Below are 23,525 nucleotides of genomic sequence, written 5' to 3' on the forward strand. Positions count from 1 at the left end.
TGGACCAGAAATCCGGGTTTTAATACATGCCGATTTTTTTTAAAGCTGCGAAGCCCTCACTATTCACTATTCACTATTCACTATTGACTTATTCACCATGAAGGTTTTAATTATCGAAGACGAACTTCCTGCTGCTAAACGGCTTTCGCAGCTACTGCTGACTTACCCAGGTGAAGTAGAGGTATTGGCTACGCTCGACAGCATTGAATCTTCTGTAAAATTCCTCTCTGCCGAAAATGATGCCCGGCTTATTTTCATGGATATACACCTGGCCGATGGACTGAGCTTTGAGATCTTTGAAAAAACCGAAGTGAACATTCCTGTTATTTTCACCACGGCATACGATCAATATGCACTGAAAGCTTTTAAAGTAAACAGTATCGATTACCTGCTGAAACCTATTGATGAAAAAGAGTTGTTCCGTGCCGTAGAAAAATTCCATTCCATTCATTCAAAAAAAGAAGAAGGCATTTCAGAAAAAATGCTGCGAATGGTACAGGAGATCAGTACCAGCAAATTTAAAGAGCGACTGCTCATAAAACGCGGGCAGCAATTAAGCTACCTCAAAACTTCGGATACGGCCTACTGTTATGCCGATGGCAAACTTTGTTATGCGGTAGGCTTCAACGGCACGAAATACCTGCTGGAACCTACCCTTTCGCAACTGGAGAAACAATTGCAACCTGCAGACTTCTTCCGCATCAACCGTCACCTTCTCTTAAATATCAATAGCATCAGCAAAGTACATACCTGGCTCGGTGGAAGGCTCAAAGTTGAACTGGCCGTACCGGCGCATGGTAATGATACCGTGGTCAGCCGCGACAGGGTGAATGATTTTAAAGAGTGGCTGGGAGGATAGTTTAGAGATTAGGGGGTTAGGAGCTTAGGGGTTTAGGTATGGCAAAGCCATTCAGCGGCTTCAGCCCTGAAAGTGGTTCAACGAATTTTTGCAGATATTACCGCACCGAACGATACGTTTTCCCGCTACGATTTGCCGCCTGATTCATCGTAACAGACCGGGAACATGAAATGGTAATGAGACTAATAAGAACAGCTAATACTGATAGGCGTTTCATAAAGATAGTTTTTGGTTAGGAGGTATATTGGTAACGGAAGATTTGATTATAAATTGTGTAGGAACGTGCCTTTGGCGCGTTCAATGAACGCGCCAAAGGCACGTTCCTACACAATTCACTAAAAAAGCCCCTGTATTTCTACAGAGGCCTATAATTCAGGGGGGATACGATTCAATATCCATTCTTACTTCACTTCTTCAAACTCGGCGTCCGTCACATTTTCGCCGCCGGCGTTGCCACCTTGCTGCTGTTCTGCGCCCGGCTGGCCATCACCTTGTGGTGCTGCGCCATCCTGTGTTTGTTTGTACATGTCTTCGCTTGCCGCTGTCCATGCTGCGTTAAGGGCTTCTACTGCAGGATCTATCTGTGCTACATCCTGGGTCTTGTGTGCTTCTTTCAGCTTTTCAAGATTGCTTTCAATAGCCGTTTTCTTTTCTGCAGGGATCTTATCGCCATATTCCTTCAGTTGTTTTTCTGATTGGAATATCAGGCTGTCGGCCTGGTTGATCTTATCCACTTTTTCTCTTTCAGCCTTATCATTCGCTTCATTCGCTTTCGCTTCGTTCTTCATCTTTTCAATCTCTTCCGGTGTAAGTCCGCTACCTGCTTCGATGCGGATCTTCTGTTCTTTGCCGGTTCCTTTATCTTTCGCTGTTACATGGAGGATACCATTCGCGTCGATATCGAAGGTCACTTCTACCTGCGGAACACCACGTGGTGCCGGAGGAATGCCATCGAGGTTGAACATACCAAGGCTTTTGTTTTGAGAAGCCATCGGCCGTTCGCCCTGCAATACATGTATCTGTACACCCGGCTGGTTATCACTTGCCGTGCTGAATGTTTCTGATTTTTTGGTAGGGATGGTGGTATTGCTGTCGATCAGCCTTGTCATTACACCACCCATTGTTTCGATACCAAGGCCCAATGGAGTTACGTCGAGCAACAACACATCCTTGATCTCACCGGTCAGTACTGCACCTTGAATGGCTGCACCGATCGCTACCACTTCATCCGGGTTAACACCACGGTTTGGTTTTTTGCCAAAGAATTTTTCTACTATTTCCTGTACTTTAGGGATACGGCTGCTACCACCCACCAGGATGATCTCATCGATCTGCGAAGTGCTCAATCCTGCATCTTTCAAAGCAATCTCACACGGTTTGAGGCAACGTTCGAACAATTTATCCGCCAATGCTTCAAATTTAGCACGGGTGAGCTTTTTCACTAAATGTTTAGGCACACCATCCACTGCAGTGATATAAGGCAGGTTGATCTCTGTTTCAGTACCTGAAGAAAGTTCAACTTTCGCTTTTTCAGCAGCTTCTTTGAGCCTTTGCAATGCCATCGGGTCCTTACGCAGGTCGATCGCTTCGTCGGTCTTGAATTCATCTGCCAGCCAGTCCATGATCACTTTATCAAAGTCATCACCACCGAGGTGAGTATCACCATTGGTAGATTTTACTTCAAAAACGCCGTCACCTAATTCCAGTACAGAGATATCGAACGTACCACCACCAAGGTCAAATACGGCGATCTTCTGGTCTTTCCCTTTTTTATCCAGGCCATAAGCCAATGCAGCCGCGGTAGGCTCGTTCACAATACGGCGAACGTTCAATCCCGCAATTTCACCTGCTTCTTTGGTAGCCTGGCGCTGAGCATCGTTGAAGTAAGCCGGAACGGTAATTACCGCTTCCGTCACTTCCTGTCCGAGGAAATCCTCAGCAGTTTTTTTCATTTTCTGCAGTACCATCGCACTGATCTCCTGTGGAGTGTACATTCTGCCATCAATGTCGATACGAACCGTATTATTGTCACCTTTTACTACTTTGTAGCTCCAGTGTGTGCTTTCTTCTGTAACCTCATCGAAGCGACGGCCCATGAAACGCTTAACGCTGCTGATGGTATTTTGCGGATTGGTAATAGCCTGACGTTTTGCAGGATCCCCTACCTTACGTTCGCCATTCTTTAAGAATGCCACCACGGAAGGAGTCGTACGGCGCCCCTCGTCATTGGCAATTACTACCGGTTCGTTCCCTTCCATAACGGCCACGCAACTATTGGTAGTACCTAAGTCAATTCCTATGATCTTTCCCATTTTAAATATGATTTTATGTGTTTTATGTGTAATTCTGACTATCATTAGTCAATGATTATGCCAAGGGAAAAGATGTGCAATATTGTCAGTCGAGCGGGAATTACGAATTATCAATTACGAATTACGAATGGGTTATCCGGTTTGAAATGCTGACAGTAAAGGAAGTCATAGATCATGACCTCCCTCATAATTTGTAATTCGTAATTCGTAATTGTTTTATCCTTTGGAGCGGAACGTGAAATGTTTCTGCGTAAGATAGCTAAACGAAATCACTACCACCGACGCCATGATCTGGGCGACGAATTCCTGGATATGGAGGATCTCTACAAATAAACGCAGTATGAAGTAGTTGATGCAGAGATTGACCAGGAACGAAACGCCATACCTGAATAGCTGGATCCTGGCCCTGAGGTTGCTTTCGGTAAAAACAAGGAATTTATTGAAGATAAAACCGACGAGGTATGAAACGATCGCCGAGAGAAAAAGTGCCGCATTGTGCGGTTTCAATACCACGAAGCCGAAGTCCACGTTTTTGTTGTTGAAATAAATCAGCCCCAGCAGATATACCGTCAGTCCGATGAGCGTATTTGCTCCCCCGCAGGCCGCATAGCGGAACGTCTGCAAGGGCATCAACCTGCGGAAAGGCGGATAGAAGAAATCGATAATGTTGGTGAGGAGTTTTCTCATTTTTTACATTGGCGCAAAACTAGGGAAATAACCACAGAGTTAACGGAGGCAAACACAGAGTTTCACAGAGTATCTCCCTTTTTCTTCAAACTTTATGTTACTGTGTAATTAAAAAACGGGAAGAAATCTTTTCCGATATCCTTCCCGCTTACCTCAAAGTAAAATATTTAGCCAGATGCCTGATCATACACAGATCATACATCATACATCATACATTAAAAAACATACCTGATCGCCAATCCACCCCAGTTACCGTTGAATCCGTTGCCATAGTTGTTGCCGAATTCAAAGGATGGCTGCCAGTCGAGTGACAGGTTGATCGGAGCTTCACGGATCTTGTAATCAAGCCCCAGTACACCATCCACACCCACGGAAGAACCTCCGCCGTATTTGGTATTATAAAAGCCTACGTGTGCACCCGGACCAATATACCATTTCAATCCCGGAGCCCCGTTGATATCGCCGTGTATTTCATACAAACCGGTGATACGTGTACCCCTGTTCCAGAAATACCCTATCCCTTCGATAGCATTCTTATCCGTTACAAAATGTTTGATGGAAACTGCCCCCGGGTAAAACTTAACACCCAGTGCTGTCCGGTAATCATGTGAGCCGATGTTGCTCTGTGCAGTTGCCGATCCAATTCCGATCATCAGTATCAATGCCACTGCTAAAAAATTCTTTTTCATACAATTGTTGTTTTTTTGATTTGCGTTCAAAGTTCTATCGTTGATTGTAAATACCATGCCAAAAAAATGTTAAGGGTGAAAATGACGACAGACGACAGAGGGCAGACCACAGACCAGAGACGACAGATAACTTGCCGTAGACAACTCAAGGTCAGTAATCGTACGGTCGTCTGTGGTCGGTGGTCTGCGCTACCTGGTGAATAATTTTCTTTTCCTTACCCCAAATGTGGATGATGGTGAACAATGCTGATTTTTTTATCTCACCCAAGGCATACCCATCCTATACCTTTAAAGCACCGAGAGCGAATCTACAACGAATCTATAGCTTATAGATTCGTTGTAGATTCGCTCTCGATAGTAGTATTGTATACTTGTCGCGGCCTTAACCCGGGCAATGGTCAGCTATATAACTCTTCCTTCAACTCCTTTATCCTCGGGTCTGCCAGATATTCATCATAGGTCATCAGTTTATCGATCATCCCTTTCGGGGTGATCTCGATGATCCTGTTGGCGGTGGTTTGCATGAACTGGTGATCATGCGTGGTAAACAAAACCGTGCCCGGGAAACTGATCATGCTGTCATTGAAAGCGATGATACTTTCCAGGTCAAGGTGGTTGGTAGGTTCATCGAGTATCAGCAGGTTAGGATTTTGTATCATCATCTTGCTGAGCATACAACGCACTTTTTCGCCCCCGCTCAATACGGATGTTTTCTTCAGGATCTCATCTCCGCTGAACAACATTTTACCCAGGAACCCACGCAGGAAATCTTCGTCCACATCTTTGGTGGTTGGCGGTACAAACTGGCGCAGCCAATCCATCAGGTTAAGCGTGCTGCCATCGAAGAATTCTTTGTTATCGTTGGGAAGGTATGCGGTGGTGATAGTAGTTCCCCATTCGTAAGTACCCGAGTCTGCAGGTATGCGGCCGTTGATCACTTCAAAGAAAGTGGTCAACGCTATCGGGTCGCGGCTGAGGAAAGCGATCTTCTGGCCTTTGGCAAGATCGAAATTCAGCTTGCTGAAAATGGCTTTGCCATCGATGGTCTTGGAGAGGTTTTCTACTTTGAGGATATCGTTACCGGCTTCACGCTCCTGCTTGAAGATGATGCCCGGATATTTACGGTTACTTGCTGTGATATCTTCAAACACCAGCTTATCCAATGCCTTCTTACGGCTGGTAGCCTGTTTGCTCTTGGAAGCGTTCGCACTGAATCGGGCGATGAACTCCAAAAGGTCTTTTTTCTTCTCTTCCTGTTTCTTGTTCTTATCAGAAGCCTGCCTTGCCGCCAGCTGCGAACTTTCGTACCAGAAGGTATAGTTACCGGTATATATCTTGATCTTGTTCTTGTCCACATCCGCAACGTGCGTACACACTGCATCCAGGAAGTGACGATCATGGCTCACCACCAGTACGATGTTTTCGTAATCGGCCAGGAAGTTTTCCAGCCAGGCGATCGTTTCCACATCCAGGTTATTCGTAGGCTCATCGAGCAACAGGATATCCGGGTTGCCGAACAATGCCTGCGCCAGCAATACCCTTACTTTCAGGTTGGCGCTGATATCTTTCATCAACTGGCTGTGCAGTTCGTCTTTTACCCCCAGTTCGCTAAGGAAGGTAGCGGCATCGCTTTCTGCGGTATACCCGCCCATTTCGCCAAACTGCTCTTCGAGCTCCCCGGCTTTGATACCATCCGCTTCGCTGAAATCTTCTTTGGCGTAGATGGCATCACGCTCGTGCATGACTTCCCACATTTTCTTGTGGCCCATCATCACGGTGTTGAGTACAGTGTAGTCGTCGAACGCAAACTGGTTCTGGTTCAGCACGGCCATCCTTTCCCCCGGAGTGATACTCACCGTACCCTTGTTGGGCTCTATTTCGCCACTTACTATTTTCAGGAACGTGGATTTACCGGCTCCATTGGCGCCGATCACACCATAACAGTTCCCTTTAACGAAATTGATGTTTACTTCATCAAACAATACCCTTTTGCCGTAGGCGAGGGTGACATTATTTACACTGATCATAATAGTGAATGCTGAATAGTCAATAGTCAAACCTTCGCATTGATTTTCTGAAAACGAAGGCGCTAAATCCTGGTATTTAAAATGGGCGCAAAGGTAATTAATAATGAATAATTAATAATTAATAATTCATTAAGTGTGTAAATTATTACCGATGTCGGCTTTTAATATTTCGAAGAATCATTCCTAATTCATTGGTAATTATTCATTATTAATTATTAATTATTCATTAAACTTGCCCTTCCTTTAGAAATTCCTCTATTAATTGTACTTTTGCAGATATGTCCTTAATATACAATATTCAATCTTCCGTGATCAAAAGCCTTTCCTCGTTATTCGGACAGGAGTTTACGGAATCGGATTTCCAGATAAACCAGACCAAGCCTGAATTTGAAGGTGATTATACCGTTGTTTTGTTTTCCTTGCTGAAAAAAACAGGCAAAGCGCCTCAGGCGCTGGGCGAAGAACTGGGCAACTACCTGGTGGCGGAATATCCCGGCCTTTTTGAAAAATACAATATCATCAAAGGTTTCCTCAACCTGGCGGTGCCGGATAGCTACTGGCTGGAACTGCTTAATACTTATTACGACAACCTCTCTTTTGGCCGGCAGGCAGCCAATGGTAGAAAAGTGATGGTAGAATATTCTTCCCCCAATACCAACAAACCATTGCACCTCGGGCATTTGCGCAACAATTTTTTAGGCTGGAGCGTGGCCGAAATACTCAAGGCCCAAGGTTTTGAAGTGCTGAAAAGCAGCATAGTCAATGATCGTGGCATGCATATCTGCAAGAGCATGATCGCCTGGGAGAAATGGGGCAATGGCGAAACACCGGAATCTTCCGGCAAAAAGGGCGATCACCTGGTAGGTGATTTTTACGTGATGTTTGAAAATGAACTGAGGAGACAGGCGGCAGAACTGAAAGTGAGGGAAGATGCCGGCGATATCAGCCATTACGATGAAGCCCAGCAGCACAAGCTGATCGAATTGCAGCAGCATCGCAACAAATTGCTGGAAGACAAAGGCTACTCCGCTGTTGCTGAAAACCTGGCTCAGCTGGACGCAGGTGCCCATAAAGAAAGACAGGAACTGGAGAGCCGGAAGGAATACAAGATCATCAAAGAAAAGATAGCCAAGATAGATGCCGAAATGATGGAAACCCGCAGGGGCGCTACTCCCATCATGGCGGAAGTAAAGCAGATGCTGATCGACTGGGAAGCCGGAAAGCCGGAAGTGATAGACCTGTGGAAGATGATGAATGGCTGGGTATACAAGGGCATGGACGTGACGTACAAGCTGATCGGCAGCGATTTTGACAAGACTTACTACGAAAGCAATACCTATCTTTTAGGAAAAGATATCGTACAGGAAGGCCTGGAAAAAGGCATCTTCTTCCGCAAACCCGACAGCAGTGTATGGATTGACCTGACTGCCGATGGACTGGACGAAAAGCTGGTGCTGCGCAAAGATGGCACTTCTGTATACATCACGCAGGATATCGGCCTTGCCAGGCAAAAACACGACGAATACAATATCGACAAGAGCATTTACGTCATAGGCAATGAGCAGAATTATCACATGAAAGTGCTCAGGCTCATCTGCCAGAAGCTGGGTTTGTCGTATGCGGATGATATTTATCACCTGAGTTATGGTATGGTGGAATTGCCGGAAGGCGCCAAGATGAAGAGCCGGGAAGGAACTGTGGTGGATGCAGACGATATCGTAGCCGAAATGGAAAGGGAAGCCCAGGCCAAGACGGAAGAATTGGGAAAAGTGAAAGATTTTACTCCCGGAGAACTGGCTGAATTGTATCACATCATCGGCCTCGGGGCATTGAAATTCTTCCTGCTAAGGGTAGATCCGAAGAACACGATAGAGTTTGATCCAACCAAAACAATCGACTTTGTAGGATTCACGGCTCCGTTCATACAATACAACTATGCAAGGATTAAATCAGTATTGAGGAAAAATGAATTGCAAAAAAACATACATTTGCCACTTGATTTTTTGCCTCTCGAAAAAGAACTGATCGCTTCTATTGAAAAGTACCCTGTAATTATCAGGCAGGCCAGCGAGGAACTGAACCCTTCGGCGATAGCGTTATATATATATGACATCGCCAAGACCTTCAGCTCGTTTTTTGCCGAACATTCTATTGCCAATGCCGAAACAGCTGAAAAGCGGGAATTGCGTTTACGCATCTCCACGATGACAGCCAACGTGATCAAAAGCGGGATGCGCCTGCTGGGAATTGATGTGCCGGAAAGAATGTAATTCAATTACGAATGTTGAATTACGAATTAAGAATGTAGGTATGTGCCTGTGCTTGCCCCGTCGAATGGCAGGGGGCGCGGACGATATGTTCGGGAAATAAAATTAGGTTTTATAACGTCGGGTGCATCCTGTTGCATCCGGTTCGGGAGCGTTCCCGTAAAACAATAAACTAACAAGTAGTATGAATCACGGTCGCCGGTTGTCCGTCGTCTGTGGTCAGTTCAATAAATTCTTATGACAAAAAAAGTAACAAAGATCGGCGTTTTATGCAGCGGTGGCGATAGCCCGGGCATGAACGCGGCCATCAGGGCTGTAGTACGTACGGGTATCTATCACGGACTGGAAGTATATGGCGTCATGCGTGGATACAGCGGTATGGTGGAAGATGATATCGTAAAGATGGAAAGCCGCAGTGTGGCCAACATCATCCAACGCGGTGGTACAATTTTGAAGACAGCCCGTTGCAAGGAATTTTACACGCCCGAAGGAAGGCAGATCGCTTACAACAACCTGAAGAAAAAAGGCATCAACGGGCTGGTAGTATTGGGGGGCGATGGCAGTTTCAAAGGCGCCCAGACTTTCAGCAATGAATTCGACATTCCATGTATCGGTTTGCCCGGTACAATTGATAAAGACATTGCCGGTACTGAATTTACCATCGGTTTTGATACTGCCGTGAATACGGCGGTAGAAGCGATCGATAAGATCAGGGATACGGCCGATGCACACGATCGCCTGTTCATCATTGAAGTGATGGGCCGCGATGCCGGTTATATCGCATTACACAGCGGTATCGCCACAGGTGCCGAAAACATACTGATCCCTGAAAAGAAAACCGATATCGACCGGGTCATCAAATCCCTGCAGGAAAAAGAAAAAAGGAAAAAGCTGGTGAACCTCATCGTTGTAGCCGAAGGTGAAGATGGTGGTGCGGATCAGCTGGCAAAAACGATCAAGGAAAAAGTTCCGGGCCTGGAAACCAGGGTTTGTATCCTTGGGCATATTCAACGCGGAGGATCCCCTACCTGTATGGACAGGCTCATTGCCAGCCGTATGGGCTACCACGCTGTGGAATGCCTGATAGAAGGCCGCCACAACGTATTCGTTGGTATCGTGAACAACCGTATCAATTATATTCCGCTGAACGAAGCGGTGAAGAAGAAACAGCGGATCAGTGATGAGTGGATGGACATCGTGCGGATATTGTCTACGTAAATTTTAATTGATAATGGATAACCGGATAATGAATAATGCCTTCGGGTGGAATTTCATTCGAAGTTTGAGAATAGTTTAAACCGAAAGTATCATTATCAATTATCCATTAACCTATTATCCATATAAATAACAAACCAAAAATAAGTCATGAGTAAAAATGTAAGTAAATACCTGCATACGCAGATGGACAGGGAGGCGGGTATTTCGCATTCACAAAAAAGAACCAAGATCGTAGCTACCGTAGGCCCGGCCTGCGATACATACGAAAAATTACTGGAGCTGGTGAAAGCCGGGGTAAACGTTTTCAGGCTTAATTTTTCTCATGGTTCGCATGAAGACAAACAAAAGATCATTGCCCATATTCGTGAGATCACGAAAAAAGAACCTTACAACATCGCGATCCTCGCGGATCTGCAGGGGCCGAAACTAAGGGTCGGCGACCTGGAAGATGGAAAGCTGTTATTGAAGTCGGGCGACAAATTTATTTTCACTACAGAAAAAATGGTAGGTACAAAAGAGAAGATCTATGTCTCCTACCCTAACCTTGCCAAAGACCTCAAACTTGGTGAGCGTGTGTTTCTCGATGATGGCAAGATGGAACTGAAAGTAGAAGAGATCCTCAACGATAAAGAAATCCTGGTAAGCGTAACACTGGGCGGGTTGCTGACTCCTAAAAAAGGGGTGAACCTTCCGGATAGTGCATTGACCATGCCTTCGCTGACGGAAAAAGATAAAGAAGATTTCGAATTCATCATGACGCAGGATCTGGACTGGCTGGCCCTTTCTTTTGTAAGAAAAGCCGAAGACATCGTAAGCCTCAAAAAGATGGTGAAAGCAAAAGGCAGCAAGATAAAAGTGATCTCGAAGATCGAGATGCCGGAAGCCTTGAAGAACCTGCGTGATATCATTATCGAAAGTGATGGTATCATGATCGCACGTGGTGATCTTGGTGTGGAAATCCCTATCGAACAGGTGCCTGTTGTACAAAAAGATATCATCCGCAAATGTATGCACAGGGCAAAACCGGTGATCGTGGCAACGCAGATGATGGAAAGTATGATCGACCGTACCAAGCCTAACCGCAGTGAGGTGAGCGACGTTGCCAACGCTGTACTGGAAGGTACCGATGCGGTAATGCTGAGTGGCGAAACAGCCACCGGTTCTTATCCGGCACTGGTGGTGGAAACGATGAGCAAGATCATCCTGGAAGTAGAAAAGACCGTTTACAATTTCGACAGGGAAGATATATTGACACCTCAGCCCCACTCGCCTTCTTTTCTGAGTGATGCTATTTGTTACAGCGCCTGCAACCTTGCAAAAGATGCACAGGCCAATGCATTGATCGGGATGACACAAAGTGGTTACACAGCATTCATGCTGAGCAGCTACCGCCCGAAAGCGCCGCTGTACATTTTCAGTAAAGAAAGAAGTCTTATCAATCAGTTGAGCCTTAGCTGGGGCGTGCGTGCATTCTTTTATGAAGAAGAAGAAAGCCTGGATGACATCATTTTCGACCAGATCAATATTTTGAAAGAAAGAGGATTTGTGAGAAAAGATGATATCATTATCAATACTGGTAGTACGCCGGTAAAAGATCATCTGCCAACAAATATTATTAAGATCACAAGGGTCAGTTAAATAATTACGAATGCTGACCGGAGAAGATTGATGCGAAAGAATAAATCGCAGATTTCAAAGGGATGAAAGAGATTACACAGATGGTTTTTACTTCGTAAAAACAAAAATGCAGTTTATAAGAAATTGAATGACTTTAAAAGTTCAATATCTCATAAACTGCATTTTCATTTTGCGACAGCAAAATGATCTGTGTAATCTCTTTCATCCCTTTGAAATCTGCGATCTTGCCTTCCCATCAATCTTCGTTTGCATTCGTAATTCGTAATTAATCATTCATAATTGCTTAAGTCCAGCTGCAGATTATTATACCGGCCAATACAGTCCCTGCTATCGTGTAGCCGCCATTTATCAGATGCAATCCCAATGGTCTTTGTTCGTACAAATAAGAAATGCTAATGGCTGTAGCGCCAGATAAACCTGTAAGTCCCCCAAGTTTGATTCCGCTCATCCATCCGCCATTGATATCCAGTTTGGCACGCAAAACAGCGATGCCTGCACTTGCGATCAGCATCAACACGAATGATGTAAGCATTATGCCACCGATTCCTTTTTTTGCGCCGGTCTTGTTGGGATCGATGCCTACGTAGGTAAGCCATTTAGGGGCAAACAATAATCTGGAATACCACAATGCCCCTAACATGAAGTAGGCAAGTCCGCCGCAAAAAGCAGCGATCCAGTTGATCTCGTCGAGAAATGCTGTGTCCATAAAAGTTGTTTTGATTTTTAGATAATGAAATCTACAATTAGTTTGGAATATTGTCAAGTATAGTTTGGAAGCGTACCGCGGGTTGACTACCCTGGGTTGACTACCGCGGGTTGACTACCGCGGGTTGACTACCGAAGGTTGACTACCGAGGTTGACTACCGAAGGTTGACTACCGAGGTTGACTACCGAAGGTTGACTACCGAAGGTTGACTACCGAGGTTGACTACCGAAGGTTGACTACCGAGGTTGACTACCGAGGGTTGACTACCGAAGGTTGACTACCGCGGGTTTCAAACGGATGAAGGAAATTGCACAGATTGCTTTTACTTCATAAAAAACGAAAATGCAGTTTACAAGAAAATGATCATTAAATGTTCAGCATCTTGTAAACTGCATTTTCATTTTGCGATAGCAAACTAATCTGTGCAATCCCCTTCATCCCTTTGAAATCTGTGATCTATCTATCCGCTTTGATCCCCCTTCTTAATTCTTAATTCTTCTCCATCCATTTCATCAACCCCTTTCTCGCGGTATTCTTTATCTTCCGTTGAAAGAACTTATTCCAGCCCAACAGCCATCCGCTGAAACCCAACGCCTGTGTGCTCCATTTGTGCAGGCTGAAAGCATCGCTGTGCTCAATGATCTCTCCGTTCACGATCTTCATATTCGCCCTTACATTGTTGATCACTTTTCTGCCTGTTTTTGAAAAAGTATACGTAGCCACCCAATCGCAGGTATAATAATCATCGCCGAGGTCTTGGATGTTGCCGAAAGTGAGGGAGAAATCTTTTGCATTGTGACACAACATTTCCCACATCGCCCTTACCTGGTCGCCACGAAGCAGCTCGAACACCGGATCGAAAAAAACAATATCCCCGCTGTAGCAGGCATTCATTGCGGCAGCATTGCGTTGATTGAAAGCCGTATAGAAATTAGTGATCAATTGTTCCGCCGTATTCATAGCAAGTCATTTTGTTTCGGTAAATTTAGCACTCTAAAATCAGACTATATGAATAAGGTGATTTTCTTTGTACTCTTCTGCCTTTTTTCAGGCATGGCAAAAGCGCAGGATCGTGTGGCCGACAGCACATGGTTTGTTGACAATTATACCAAGAAAGAAATTTACATCACGATGCGGGATGACGTAAGGCTTTTCACAACCCTCTATATCCCGAAAGACAACACGGAAAAGCATCCGTTCATTATGACGCGTACCCCTTATTCCTGTGCACCGTATGGTGAAGATAAAATTCTTCCGGTATGGAACGGTTATGTAATGAAATACGCAAGGGAAAATTATATCCTCGTGATGCAGGATGTGCGTGGAAGATACATGAGCGAAGGAGTTTTTGAAGATGTGCGGCCGTTCAACAAAGATAAAAAAGGAAAAGAAACAGATGAAGCCAGCGATACCTACGATGCGGTGGACTGGATGGTAAAAAACATCCCGGGCAACAATGGCAACGTGGGCGTTTTCGGCACTTCCTATCCCGGATTTTATAGCACGGAAGCCGCACTCAGCAACCATCCGGCTATCAAGGCGGTAAGCCCGCAGGCACCGGTAACCGATTGGTTCATCGGCGATGATTTTCATCACAACGGTGCATTTTTTGCTATGGACGGATTCTCATTTTACCCAACGTTCGGCAAACCACATCCAGCTCCCACAAAGGATTACGGAAGCGGATTCAAAACTCCGATAAAAGACAATTATAAATTTTACCTGCAGGCGGGGGCGGTGAAAAACCTTGCAGCCATGATCGGCGACAGTATAAAATTCTGGCACGAAATGTACCGGCATCCTAACTACGATAGCTGGTGGCAGGCACGCAATGCACGCGTTGGATTATACAATGTAAAACCTGCCATGCTTTGGGTAGGAGGTTTGTTTGATGCGGAAGATTGTTTTGGTGCATGGGCTAGTTTCAAAGCTACAGAAAAACAAAGTCCGCAGACAAACAACCGGATCACTATGGGCCCGTGGTATCACGGGCAGTGGAGCCGCGAAGGAAGTTTTCTCGGGAATGTGCGTTTCGAAAGCAACACTTCTGCTTATTATCAGCAGAACATTGAAATGCCTTTTTTTCAATATTACCTGAAAGGGAAAGGCAGCGTAGACGACCTCAAAAAAGCAAACATATTCTTTACCGGCGAAAACCGATGGAAAAAGCTGGATAACTGGCCCCCGGCGGAAGTGGAGAACAAAAATATTTACATCACTTATTCCAAAGGATTGAGTTTTGATAACCCGGTAGCTAAATTCAAGCCCGAAGACCGCAGCAAACGCAGTGTTTCGTACAGCGAATACATCAGCGATCCGGCCAAACCCGTTCCTTATGCTGAGGGAGTACATTGGGGCAGGACGCGTGAATACATGACCGATGATCAGCGCTTCGCAGGCAGAAGAACTGACGTGCTGAGTTTTGAAACAGAAGTGCTCACCAGCGATCTTACACTGGCAGGGCCTGTGATCGCTAACCTGGTAACCGCCATTTCAACCACCGATGCGGATTTTGTGGTAAAAGTTATCGACGTTTTCCCCGACGATTTTACTTATCCTGAAAACACGAAAGGTAACGGCAAGGACTATCCGATGGGAGGATATGAAATGCTGGTACGTGGTGAGATCATGCGGGGCAAATTCCGCAACAGCTTTGAAAAACCCGAACCGTTTGTCCCGAATAAGATCACCCCGGTAAAATTTACTTTGCCTGATGTGGCACATACTTTCAAAAAAGGCCATCGGCTGATGATACAGGTGCAGAGCAGCTGGTTTCCACTGGCAGACCGGAATCCACAAAAGTTTACCGATATCTACAAAGCGGATAACAGCGATTTTCAAAAAGCCAGCATCCGGATATACGACGGCGTGAACGGAAGTTATTTCACCTTACCAATATTAAAGAACTGATGAAAACTATTTTCTGCACTATAGCTGCCTTGCTCGGAGTTTGCGCCACGGCTCAACAAAACCCTAATACGGTAAAAGAAAACTATACGAAAAAAGACACCCTCATCAGCATGCGGGATGGCACGCGGCTTTACACGGTGATCTATACGCCTAAGGATGTTTCCCAAAAATATCCGATCCTGATGGAGCGTACGCCCTACTCTGCGGGCCCCTATGGCGATACCAGTTATCCGCGGCGTATCGGGCCAAATCCCACGCTGATGAATGAAAAATATATTTTTGTCTACCAGGATGTGCGTGGCAGATATATGAGCGAAGGCACCAACCTTGAAATGACACCTTACATCCCGAATAAAAAAAGCAAAAAGGAGGTAGACGAAAGCAGTGATACGTACGACACGATCGATTGGTTATTGAAAAATATTAAAAACAACAACGGCCGCGTAGGATTATATGGCATTTCATATCCCGGTTTTTATGCTACTGCAAGTTTGCCCGGCGCACATCCGGCCATCAGGGCCGTGAGCCCCCAGGCACCGGTAACGGATGAATTCATAGGGGATGATGCCAATCACAATGGTGCATTTTTCCTGATGGATAATTTCGATTTTATGAATTATTTCGGAAAGCCACGCAAAGGGCCTGTAAAAGATTATGATTCGCAGATATTCGATATCAACAGTAAGGATGATTATGATTTTTTCCTGCAGCTGGGCCCCGTTTCCAATTCACAGTCGGCAAAATATTTTAACCATAAAAGTTATATCTGGGACGAATACCTGCAGCACGATACGTACGATGAATACTGGAAAGCCAGGAATATCCGCACTCACCTTAAAGATATCACCATCCCTACGTTAGTGGTGGGTGGATGGTTTGACGCCGAGGATCTTTTTGGCGCACTCAACACCTACGCTTCCATAGAAACGCAGAGCCCGAAGAATAACAACCGGCTGGTCATGGGGCCATGGACACATGGTGCGTGGGAAAGCCCGGACTGGAAACAATATGCCAGTCATGACTTTGGCAGCAACACCAGCAGATATTTCCAGGATAGCGTTGAAGCTGTTTTTTTTAATTACTATCTCAAAGATGAAGGGACACTGAATATTGCGGAAGCCACCGTGTTTGAAACGGGCAGCAACGAATGGAGGTCGTACAATACATGGCCGCCTGCGAACGTAAAAAATGTGCCCTACTATTTATCTGCAGGCAACCAGCTTTCCCTATCGGCAACGGATACACGCAGTTTTGATGAATACACGAGTGATCCGAATAAACCGGTTCCTTACACCAATGGTATTTTCAGCCGCCGCAACAATGACTACATGGCCGAAGACCAGCGCTTCGCGGCCATACGCCCGGATGTACTCGTGTATGAAACCGGGGCATTGACCGAAGATGTAACCTTATCAGGAAAGATCATCGCCGATCTGCAGGTAAGCATGACCGGTACTGACGCGGATTTTGTGGTAAAACTCATCGATGTGCTTCCCGAAAATGAACCTAATTTCAAGAATGCTCCCCGGGGTTTCCAGATGGCCGGCTACCAGCGCATGGTAAGAGCCGAAGTGATGCGGGGCAAATTCCGCAACAGTTTTGAAAAACCGGAAGCCTTTGTTCCGGGACAGGTCAGCCATGTAAAATTTGCCCTGAATGATGTGGCGCATAAATTCAAAAAAGGCCATAAGATCATGATACAGGTGCAAAGCAGCTGGTTTCCACTCACCGACAGGAACCCGCAGAAGTTCATGCGCATACCGGATGCGAAGGAAAGTGATTTTACAAAGGAAGATATAAGGGTGTATCATACCAGCAAGATCATTTTGCCTGTATTGCCATGAGTTGACAACTCGGGGAGTGGTCAACTCGCAGGAGTAAAAGGTAGACCTTTGGAAAATCCATCTCTGCCAGATATTGCTTTTTCTTCTGCCCCAATCCTTTTCAGGTTATTTTTGAACACTAAGGTTTACTAAAAACAACTGTATGAAAAAATGGCTCGTCGTTTTGTTCGTAATCGCTACGCAAAATTGCATCGCACAGGTCAACATTGTTCCTGCCCCGGCAGAAATAAAAACCGGCAGCGGCAGCTTTACGATCACCGCTAAAACCATCATCGTACTCGAAGGAAGCCATCTCGAAAACATCGCTGCACAGCTGGTATCAAGTGTAAAAAAATTATCCGGGATCAGTTTGCAGATCAAAAAAAATGCCGTCAAAGGATTCCCTGCTACCAATATAATTGCCCTGAATTATGAACGTCTCGACAACGAATTGCCCGGCGCTTATACACTTGAAGTAAATGACAAACAGGTATACATTGCCGGAGACAATGAAGAAGGAGTTTTTTATGGTGTGCAATCGTTGTTGCAATTGATGCCTGCCGGAAATAAAAGTGCATCGGTATCTATACCACAATTATCTGTTAATGATCGCCCACGCTTCGCCTACCGTGGTGCCCACCTGGATGTGGCGCGTCATTTTTTCCCGGTGGAAGATGTGAAAAAATACATCGATTATCTGGCCACCTGCAAGCTCAATAAATTTCATTGGCATCTTACAGACGACCAGGGCTGGCGCATCGAAATAAAAAAATACCCGTTGCTCACAAAAGTGGGCGGCTACCGCAATGGCACTATCATTGGCCGTTATCCCGGCAAGGGAAACGACAGCCTTACTTACGGTGGCTATTACACGCAATCACAGATAAAGGAAGTGGTAAAGTACGCTGCCGACCAGTACATTGAAGTGATCCCGGAAATAGAAATGCCCGGCCATGCTTCAGCTGCCATCGCGGCTTACCCGCAACTGAGTTGCTTTCCCCAAGAAGATACCAAAGTGCTGGAATCAACTCCCTGGGCCGGAAGCCGTAAGGGCAAGCAGGTGCAGCAGACATGGGGTGTATTTGAAGATGTATTTGCACCAACGGACTACACGTTTAATTTTTTACAGGATGTGATCGATGAAATCCTTCCGTTGTTCCCCTCCAAATATATTCACATCGGTGGTGATGAATGCCCGAAGATCTCGTGGAAGCGATCACCGTTTTGCCAGCAGCTGATAAAAGACAAGAACCTGAAAGACGAACACGGCCTGCAGAGTTATTTTATCAACCGCATGGAAAAGTACATTAACCAGAAAGGCAAAAAGATCATTGGTTGGGACGAGATACTTGAAGGCGGATTGGCGCCGAACGCCACCGTAATGAGCTGGCGTGGTGAAGCCGGTGGCATTGCGGCTGCAAAGGAAAACCATGATGTGATCATGACACCCGAAGCCTATTGTTATCTTGACCACAGCCAATCCAGGAACGAAGACAGCATAACGATCGGCAACTATCTGCCACTCGAAAAAGTGTACAGTTATGAGCCTGTCGCAGCAGTGCTTACCGAAGCCCAACAAAAACACATCACCGGTGCGCAGGTCAATCTCTGGACGGAATACATCGGCAACAGGCAGAAGCTGGAATATCATTTATTTCCGCGGATGATCGCCATGTCGGAAGTGCTGTGGAGCCCGAAAGAAAAAAGGAATTGGAAGGATTTTGAAAGGAGATTGCCGGTTATTTTTGAAAGACTGGATGCACAGAAAATAAATCACAGTAATGCCTTTTACGATATTAAAGCGACTGTACTACCTGCAACAGATGGAGACGGCCTTATATGGCAACTGGAAACAAAACCAATGAATTTTAAAAAACTATGGGCAAATTATCCTTCAGGAAAGGATTCCGTTGAAGTGTACGTTTTTGATTCATTGGGTTACGAAGCCGGAAAAAGAATGATCCAGCAAACGAAATCCGATTTCTACAGAGAAAAAGATATAGTAAGCATTCCAATAAAGTTCAGTGGAAGCGCAGAAGCAGTTTTATGTGAAGGAAAAATTCCTTTTGGAACAGAGGTTGTTTATAATGACCGTCCGCTTTCGGTTTTAACACAACCATTTAACATCAATGCCGCTACCGCAAAAAAGATCAAACTTACTACTGATCCCGCAGAGCGTTATCCCGGCGATGGCGCTTTCACCTTGGTCAACGGCGTTCAAAATAAAATGGGCCTCGTCCGCTCTTCCGAATTCTTAGGCTTTAACGGCACCGACCTCAACGCCATCATTGATCTCGGCAAGCCAACCTTCATCAACAAGATAGTACTGCATGTTTTTGAACAGACCAACAGTTGGATCTATCGCCCGGCATCCGTGTCGTTTTACAGCAGCAACGACAGCATAAATTTCAAATTACTCGAAACAGTTACCACCCCTTCGGGAAAAGCCAACCTTATGTACAGCACCAAACCTACAGAGCCCGCAAGGTTTGTAAAAGTGGCGGCTAAAAACTTCGGCACTATCCCGGAAGGCAGGCCTGGCGCAGGCTGCAAGGCATGGTTGTTTGCTGATGAAATTGAGGTAGTCAATAGTGAATAGTCAATAGTCAAACCTTTGGAGGCTACAATAAGTAGGGAGTTTTATTATACAGACTTTAATAAATCACTTCACTATTTTAAACCCTTTCAAATTTCAACGTTTATTCAAATGGAACCGTCTGTAACAGCAAACCTCCACTTACGGAAAAATTTTCGAAGATTTCACTATTGACTATTCACCATTCACTATTTCACGCAAACCTTTGCTTCATGCAGTAAAAATTTTAATCCGTAAATTCGTGGCTCAATTTTCTTCTATGACAAAAATTGATCTTTCTGATTCTTTAGAAAAAATCCCTGTAAAAATATTTGAGACACCTCAGCAGGGTTCTTCGTATGTGGCTAACATCATTGCCGAGCTTATCCGTAAAAAAAATGCCGAAGGCAAAAAATGTGTCATCGGCCTGGCAACCGGGTCAACGCCAAAATCGTTGTATGCGGAACTGGTGAGAATGCACCAGTCGGAAGGGCTGAGCTTCAGGAACGTGATCACTTTCAACCTCGATCAATATTATCCGATGGATAAAGATGCGCTGCAGAGCTATCATTATTTCATGCGGAAGAATTTGTTTGAGCAAACCGACATCGACCCCGATAATTATCACCTGCCGGATGGGATGATCCCCAAGGAAAAGGTAAAACAGCATTGCCTGGAATATGAGCAGCAGATAGAAGCGGCCGGCGGGCTTGATCTGCAGATACTGGGTATCGGAACCAACGGCCATATCGGTTTCAACGAACCGGGCAGCGGCATTTACAGCAAGACCAGACTGGTAACGCTGGACAACAGCACCCGCATTGCCAATGCATACGATTTTGGCAACATGAGCCAGGTGCCACGTATGGCCATCACGATGGGCATCAGTACCATTCTGAAAAGTAAAAAGGTCATCCTGATGGCGTGGGGGCAGGCGAAAGCTTCGGTTCTGCAGAAGGCGGTAGAGCTGGATGATACGGAAGAAATACCGGCATCTTTACTTCAAAACCATGATGATTGCAGCTTTGTGATCGATGATGCCGCGGCAAGCGAACTTACCCGTTTTAAATATCCATGGCTCACCGGCGAATGCGAATGGGACCAGCAGATGATCAAACGGGCTGTGGTGAACCTTGCGCTGAAACTTAAAAAACCGGTGCTCAGCCTTACCAATAACGATTACAACGAAAACGGCCTCAACGATCTGCTCACAGAAAAAGGCGATTCGTACGAAATAAACCTGCAGGTATTTTACCTGCTTCGCGACAGCATCACTGGCTGGCCGGGTGGCAAACCCACGGCAGACAGGCACTCCCATCCGGAACGCAATATTCCTTTCCCGAAAAAGTCGCTCATCTTTTCCCCCCACCCCGATGATGACATCATCAGCATGGGCGGCACCTTTATGCGCCTGCACGACCAGGGGCACGATGTGCATGTGGCATACCAGACAAGCGGAAACATTGCGGTGACGGATGAATTTGTGACCCGCTTCATCGATTTTGCCGTAGGCTTCCAGAATATGTTTGACATGGATGAAAGCAAAAGCAAGGAAATCCTGAAAGAAGCCACTGCTTTCCTTTCCCAAAAAAGGTCATCGGAAAAAGATACCGACGATATCCGTGCGATCAAAGGATTGATCAGGCGTTGCGAAGCAAAAGCGACCTGTAAATATGTGGGGCTTAAGGATGACCAGATTCATTTTCAGAACCTGCCTTTTTATGAGACCGGCACCATCGAGAAAAAACCGATGAGTGAAGCGGATGTGTTGCAGACGATGGAATTGTTGCAGCAACTGCAGCCGCAACAGATCTTCTGCGCAGGCGATTTTGCCGATCCGCATGGTACACATAAAGTTTGTTTTGATGTGGTGATAGCGGCATTGCAGCGCCTGAAAGACCAGAACCAGTCGTGGCTCAACGATTGCTGGCTCTGGCTGTACAAAGGAGCCTGGCAGGAATGGGACATCACCGAGATACAGATGGCGATCCCGATGAGCCCCGACCAGGTAATGAAAAAACGCCACGGCATTTTCATCCATCAATCCCAGAAAGACAGTGTGCCTTTCCAGGGTAGCGACAGCCGCGAATTCTGGCAGCGTGCCGAAGAAAGAAACGGAAATACCGCAAAATTATATGCCCAGCTGGGGCTTACGCAGTATGCCGCGATGGAAGCGTTTGTGCGGTGGGAGTTTTAATTATCCCGCGGAAACTTACACTTTCGCAGAATGCGTTCAGTATATCTCATTTATTAATAAGCCCTTACAAGGGCTTATTGTTTTTTACGGGGATTATAGAAAAGATTTATTGTGCCAATAATATAAAACTTATCTACATAGAGTTAACGAAATGCTAAATAACCATTATTTTTTTTATCTTAGGTGCTTCAAAACTTATCAATTATCAAGCAAATGAGAAGAATTCTACTGTTTGTTTTGCTGGCGATCGCCTTTTTTACCTCCCACTCTCAAAACCTCTCTTATACTTGTCCGCGTGATACGGTGTTAGGATGTGGTATTAACTGCTTCGATCTGAGTGTTACCATCCCCGATCTCAGAGGTGTTGGCGACAATTACATCGTAGGAAATGTTAGCCAACAAGAGAAATGTTATCCGTTGGTACCCCCGGGAGGCCCGGGGCCGTCTTCAAATATAATTGATGATGACAGATATTCTCCAGTTATACCCTTACCCTTTCCATTCAGGTTTTATGGTATCACTTATAATTCTTTACTCATTGGCGCCAATGGAAATGTAACATTTGATATTAGTCTTGCCGGAGCGAATGCTCATTACGACGATTTAGGTGATCTGCCTAATACACAATATGATCCCGCAATGATCATGGGGCCATATCATGATCTGGACATCAGGACGGCTTCAACAGGAAAGCAGATCAAATATGAAACATTTGGTAGTGCTCCCAACAGGAAGTTTATCGTTTCATTTTATAGGATTGCCTTGTTCGATTGTGATGCGCTTAATCGTAACACCAGCCAGATCATACTTCACGAATCTACCGGTGTTATTGAAACAACAATAATAGACCAGGAGATCTGTACAGGATGGATAAATGGTAAGGCAATGGTTGGCCTTCAGGATATGACCCGTACTAAAGGTATTACAGCACCTAACAGAAAAATGTCTGATCCTGCGTGGGGCAGCGTTGGTATGAACGAAACCTGGAGGTTTACTCCTGTAGGCGGGCCGCACCTTTATCAAAGCATGCAATTGCTGGATGGAAGTGGCACCGTGGTAGCTACAGGCGATACTAGCCGTATCAATGCCAATAACCTCGGGTGGACATTTACCAATGTTTGCCCTCCAAATAACGGTCCTTCGATCTATGTGGTAAAAACGACTTACCAGAAACTGGATGACCCTGCACAAACTTATTTCAGTCTTGATACTATCCGCGTTACACGCAATGCATTTCCTGTAAGCGCTACAGCCACCAATACTACCTGCGGTGCAAGTGTGGGAACCATCACTGCAAGCCAGACCGGCGGTACTGCTCCTTACACTTATTCCTTAAATGCAGGCCCAGGCCAGGCTAGCAATGTATTTCCAAATATGGGAGCGGGCACTTACACGGTAACAGTTGTAGATGCCACCGGCTGCCGTAATACCGCTACGGTAACGGTAGGAACTACCAGCAGCCTTACCGGTACAGTCACTTCGCAGAATGTTAGTTGCCCGGGCAACAGCGATGGTACCATCACCGTAACGCCTACCAGCGGCACTGCTCCATATTCTTATTCCGCCAATGGCGGCCCTTCCCAGGCCAGCAATATTTTCACCGGCCTGCCTCCGGG

Annotated in this window: 15 protein-coding genes; 9 read left to right on the forward strand and 6 right to left on the reverse strand. The window is 45.6% G+C overall.

Annotated elements, in window-relative coordinates:
* Window positions 1–97: 97 nt before the first annotated feature.
* Window positions 98–859 (forward strand): LytTR family DNA-binding domain-containing protein, encoded by a 762-nt coding sequence (locus EGI32_RS08865; protein WP_255155036.1) that lies wholly within the window; start codon window positions 98–100, stop codon window positions 857–859.
* 401 nt (window positions 860–1,260) lie between these two features.
* On the opposite strand, the gene dnaK is transcribed toward EGI32_RS08865, so the two are convergent.
* The 4 genes from dnaK to EGI32_RS08885 form a co-directional block, all read right to left on the reverse strand.
* Window positions 1,261–3,171, reverse strand: coding sequence for a molecular chaperone DnaK (gene dnaK / locus EGI32_RS08870; RefSeq protein ID WP_255155037.1), 1,911 nt, complete (start codon window positions 3,169–3,171; stop codon window positions 1,261–1,263).
* Between the two features lie 216 nt (window positions 3,172–3,387).
* A complete protein-coding gene (locus tag EGI32_RS08875; protein ID WP_255155038.1) occupies window positions 3,388–3,858 on the reverse strand; it encodes a GtrA family protein in 471 nt (156 codons plus the stop codon).
* Window positions 3,859–4,073: 215 nt separating this feature from the next.
* Window positions 4,074–4,547: a hypothetical protein gene (locus EGI32_RS08880; RefSeq protein WP_255155039.1), complete on the reverse strand. Its 474-nt coding sequence runs from the start codon at window positions 4,545–4,547 to the stop codon at window positions 4,074–4,076.
* A gap of 398 nt (window positions 4,548–4,945) precedes the next feature.
* The gene (locus EGI32_RS08885; protein ID WP_255155040.1) at window positions 4,946–6,574 is read right to left on the reverse strand and encodes an ABC-F family ATP-binding cassette domain-containing protein; all 1,629 of its coding nucleotides are present in this window, start codon (window positions 6,572–6,574) and stop codon (window positions 4,946–4,948) included.
* Window positions 6,575–6,852: 278 nt separating this feature from the next.
* Between EGI32_RS08885 and argS the strand changes: the two genes are divergently transcribed.
* From argS to pyk, 3 genes are all read left to right on the forward strand, one after another.
* The gene (argS, locus tag EGI32_RS08890) at window positions 6,853–8,844 is read left to right on the forward strand and encodes an arginine--tRNA ligase (RefSeq protein WP_255155041.1); all 1,992 of its coding nucleotides are present in this window, start codon (window positions 6,853–6,855) and stop codon (window positions 8,842–8,844) included.
* A 234-nt stretch (window positions 8,845–9,078) separates the two neighbouring features.
* Window positions 9,079–10,059, forward strand: a complete 981-nt coding sequence (gene pfkA, locus EGI32_RS08895; protein WP_255155042.1) for a 6-phosphofructokinase — start codon at window positions 9,079–9,081, stop codon at window positions 10,057–10,059.
* 147 nt (window positions 10,060–10,206) lie between these two features.
* Window positions 10,207–11,697 (forward strand): pyruvate kinase, encoded by a 1,491-nt coding sequence (gene pyk, locus EGI32_RS08900; protein WP_255155043.1) that lies wholly within the window; start codon window positions 10,207–10,209, stop codon window positions 11,695–11,697.
* A 283-nt stretch (window positions 11,698–11,980) separates the two neighbouring features.
* Here pyk and EGI32_RS08905 read toward each other — a convergent pair whose 3' ends face one another.
* Window positions 11,981–12,403: a DUF1761 domain-containing protein gene (locus EGI32_RS08905; protein ID WP_255155044.1), complete on the reverse strand. Its 423-nt coding sequence runs from the start codon at window positions 12,401–12,403 to the stop codon at window positions 11,981–11,983.
* Window positions 12,404–12,893: 490 nt separating this feature from the next.
* Window positions 12,894–13,364 (reverse strand): nuclear transport factor 2 family protein, encoded by a 471-nt coding sequence (locus EGI32_RS08910; RefSeq protein WP_255155045.1) that lies wholly within the window; start codon window positions 13,362–13,364, stop codon window positions 12,894–12,896.
* A gap of 48 nt (window positions 13,365–13,412) precedes the next feature.
* Between EGI32_RS08910 and EGI32_RS08915 the strand changes: the two genes are divergently transcribed.
* The 5 genes from EGI32_RS08915 to EGI32_RS08935 all read left to right on the forward strand — a co-directional run.
* On the forward strand, window positions 13,413–15,314 hold the full coding sequence (locus EGI32_RS08915; protein WP_255155046.1) for a CocE/NonD family hydrolase: 1,902 nt from the start codon (window positions 13,413–13,415) through the stop codon (window positions 15,312–15,314).
* Window positions 15,314–17,158: a CocE/NonD family hydrolase gene (locus EGI32_RS08920; RefSeq protein WP_255155047.1), complete on the forward strand. Its 1,845-nt coding sequence runs from the start codon at window positions 15,314–15,316 to the stop codon at window positions 17,156–17,158. Before EGI32_RS08915 ends, EGI32_RS08920 begins: the two co-directional genes overlap by 1 nt.
* A gap of 142 nt (window positions 17,159–17,300) precedes the next feature.
* On the forward strand, window positions 17,301–19,736 hold the full coding sequence (locus EGI32_RS08925) for a family 20 glycosylhydrolase (RefSeq protein WP_255155048.1): 2,436 nt from the start codon (window positions 17,301–17,303) through the stop codon (window positions 19,734–19,736).
* Window positions 19,737–19,992: 256 nt separating this feature from the next.
* Complete coding sequence (gene nagB / locus EGI32_RS08930; RefSeq protein ID WP_255155049.1) at window positions 19,993–21,909, forward strand: glucosamine-6-phosphate deaminase; 1,917 nt, start codon at window positions 19,993–19,995, stop codon at window positions 21,907–21,909.
* A gap of 213 nt (window positions 21,910–22,122) precedes the next feature.
* Window positions 22,123–23,525: SprB repeat-containing protein (locus EGI32_RS08935; protein ID WP_255155050.1), on the forward strand; the 1,403-nt coding region annotated here is incomplete at its 3' end.

Origin of the sequence: Ferruginibacter sp. HRS2-29 (assembly GCF_024343615.1) — a bacterium.
Classification (GTDB): Bacteria; Bacteroidota; Bacteroidia; order Chitinophagales; family Chitinophagaceae; genus Ferruginibacter.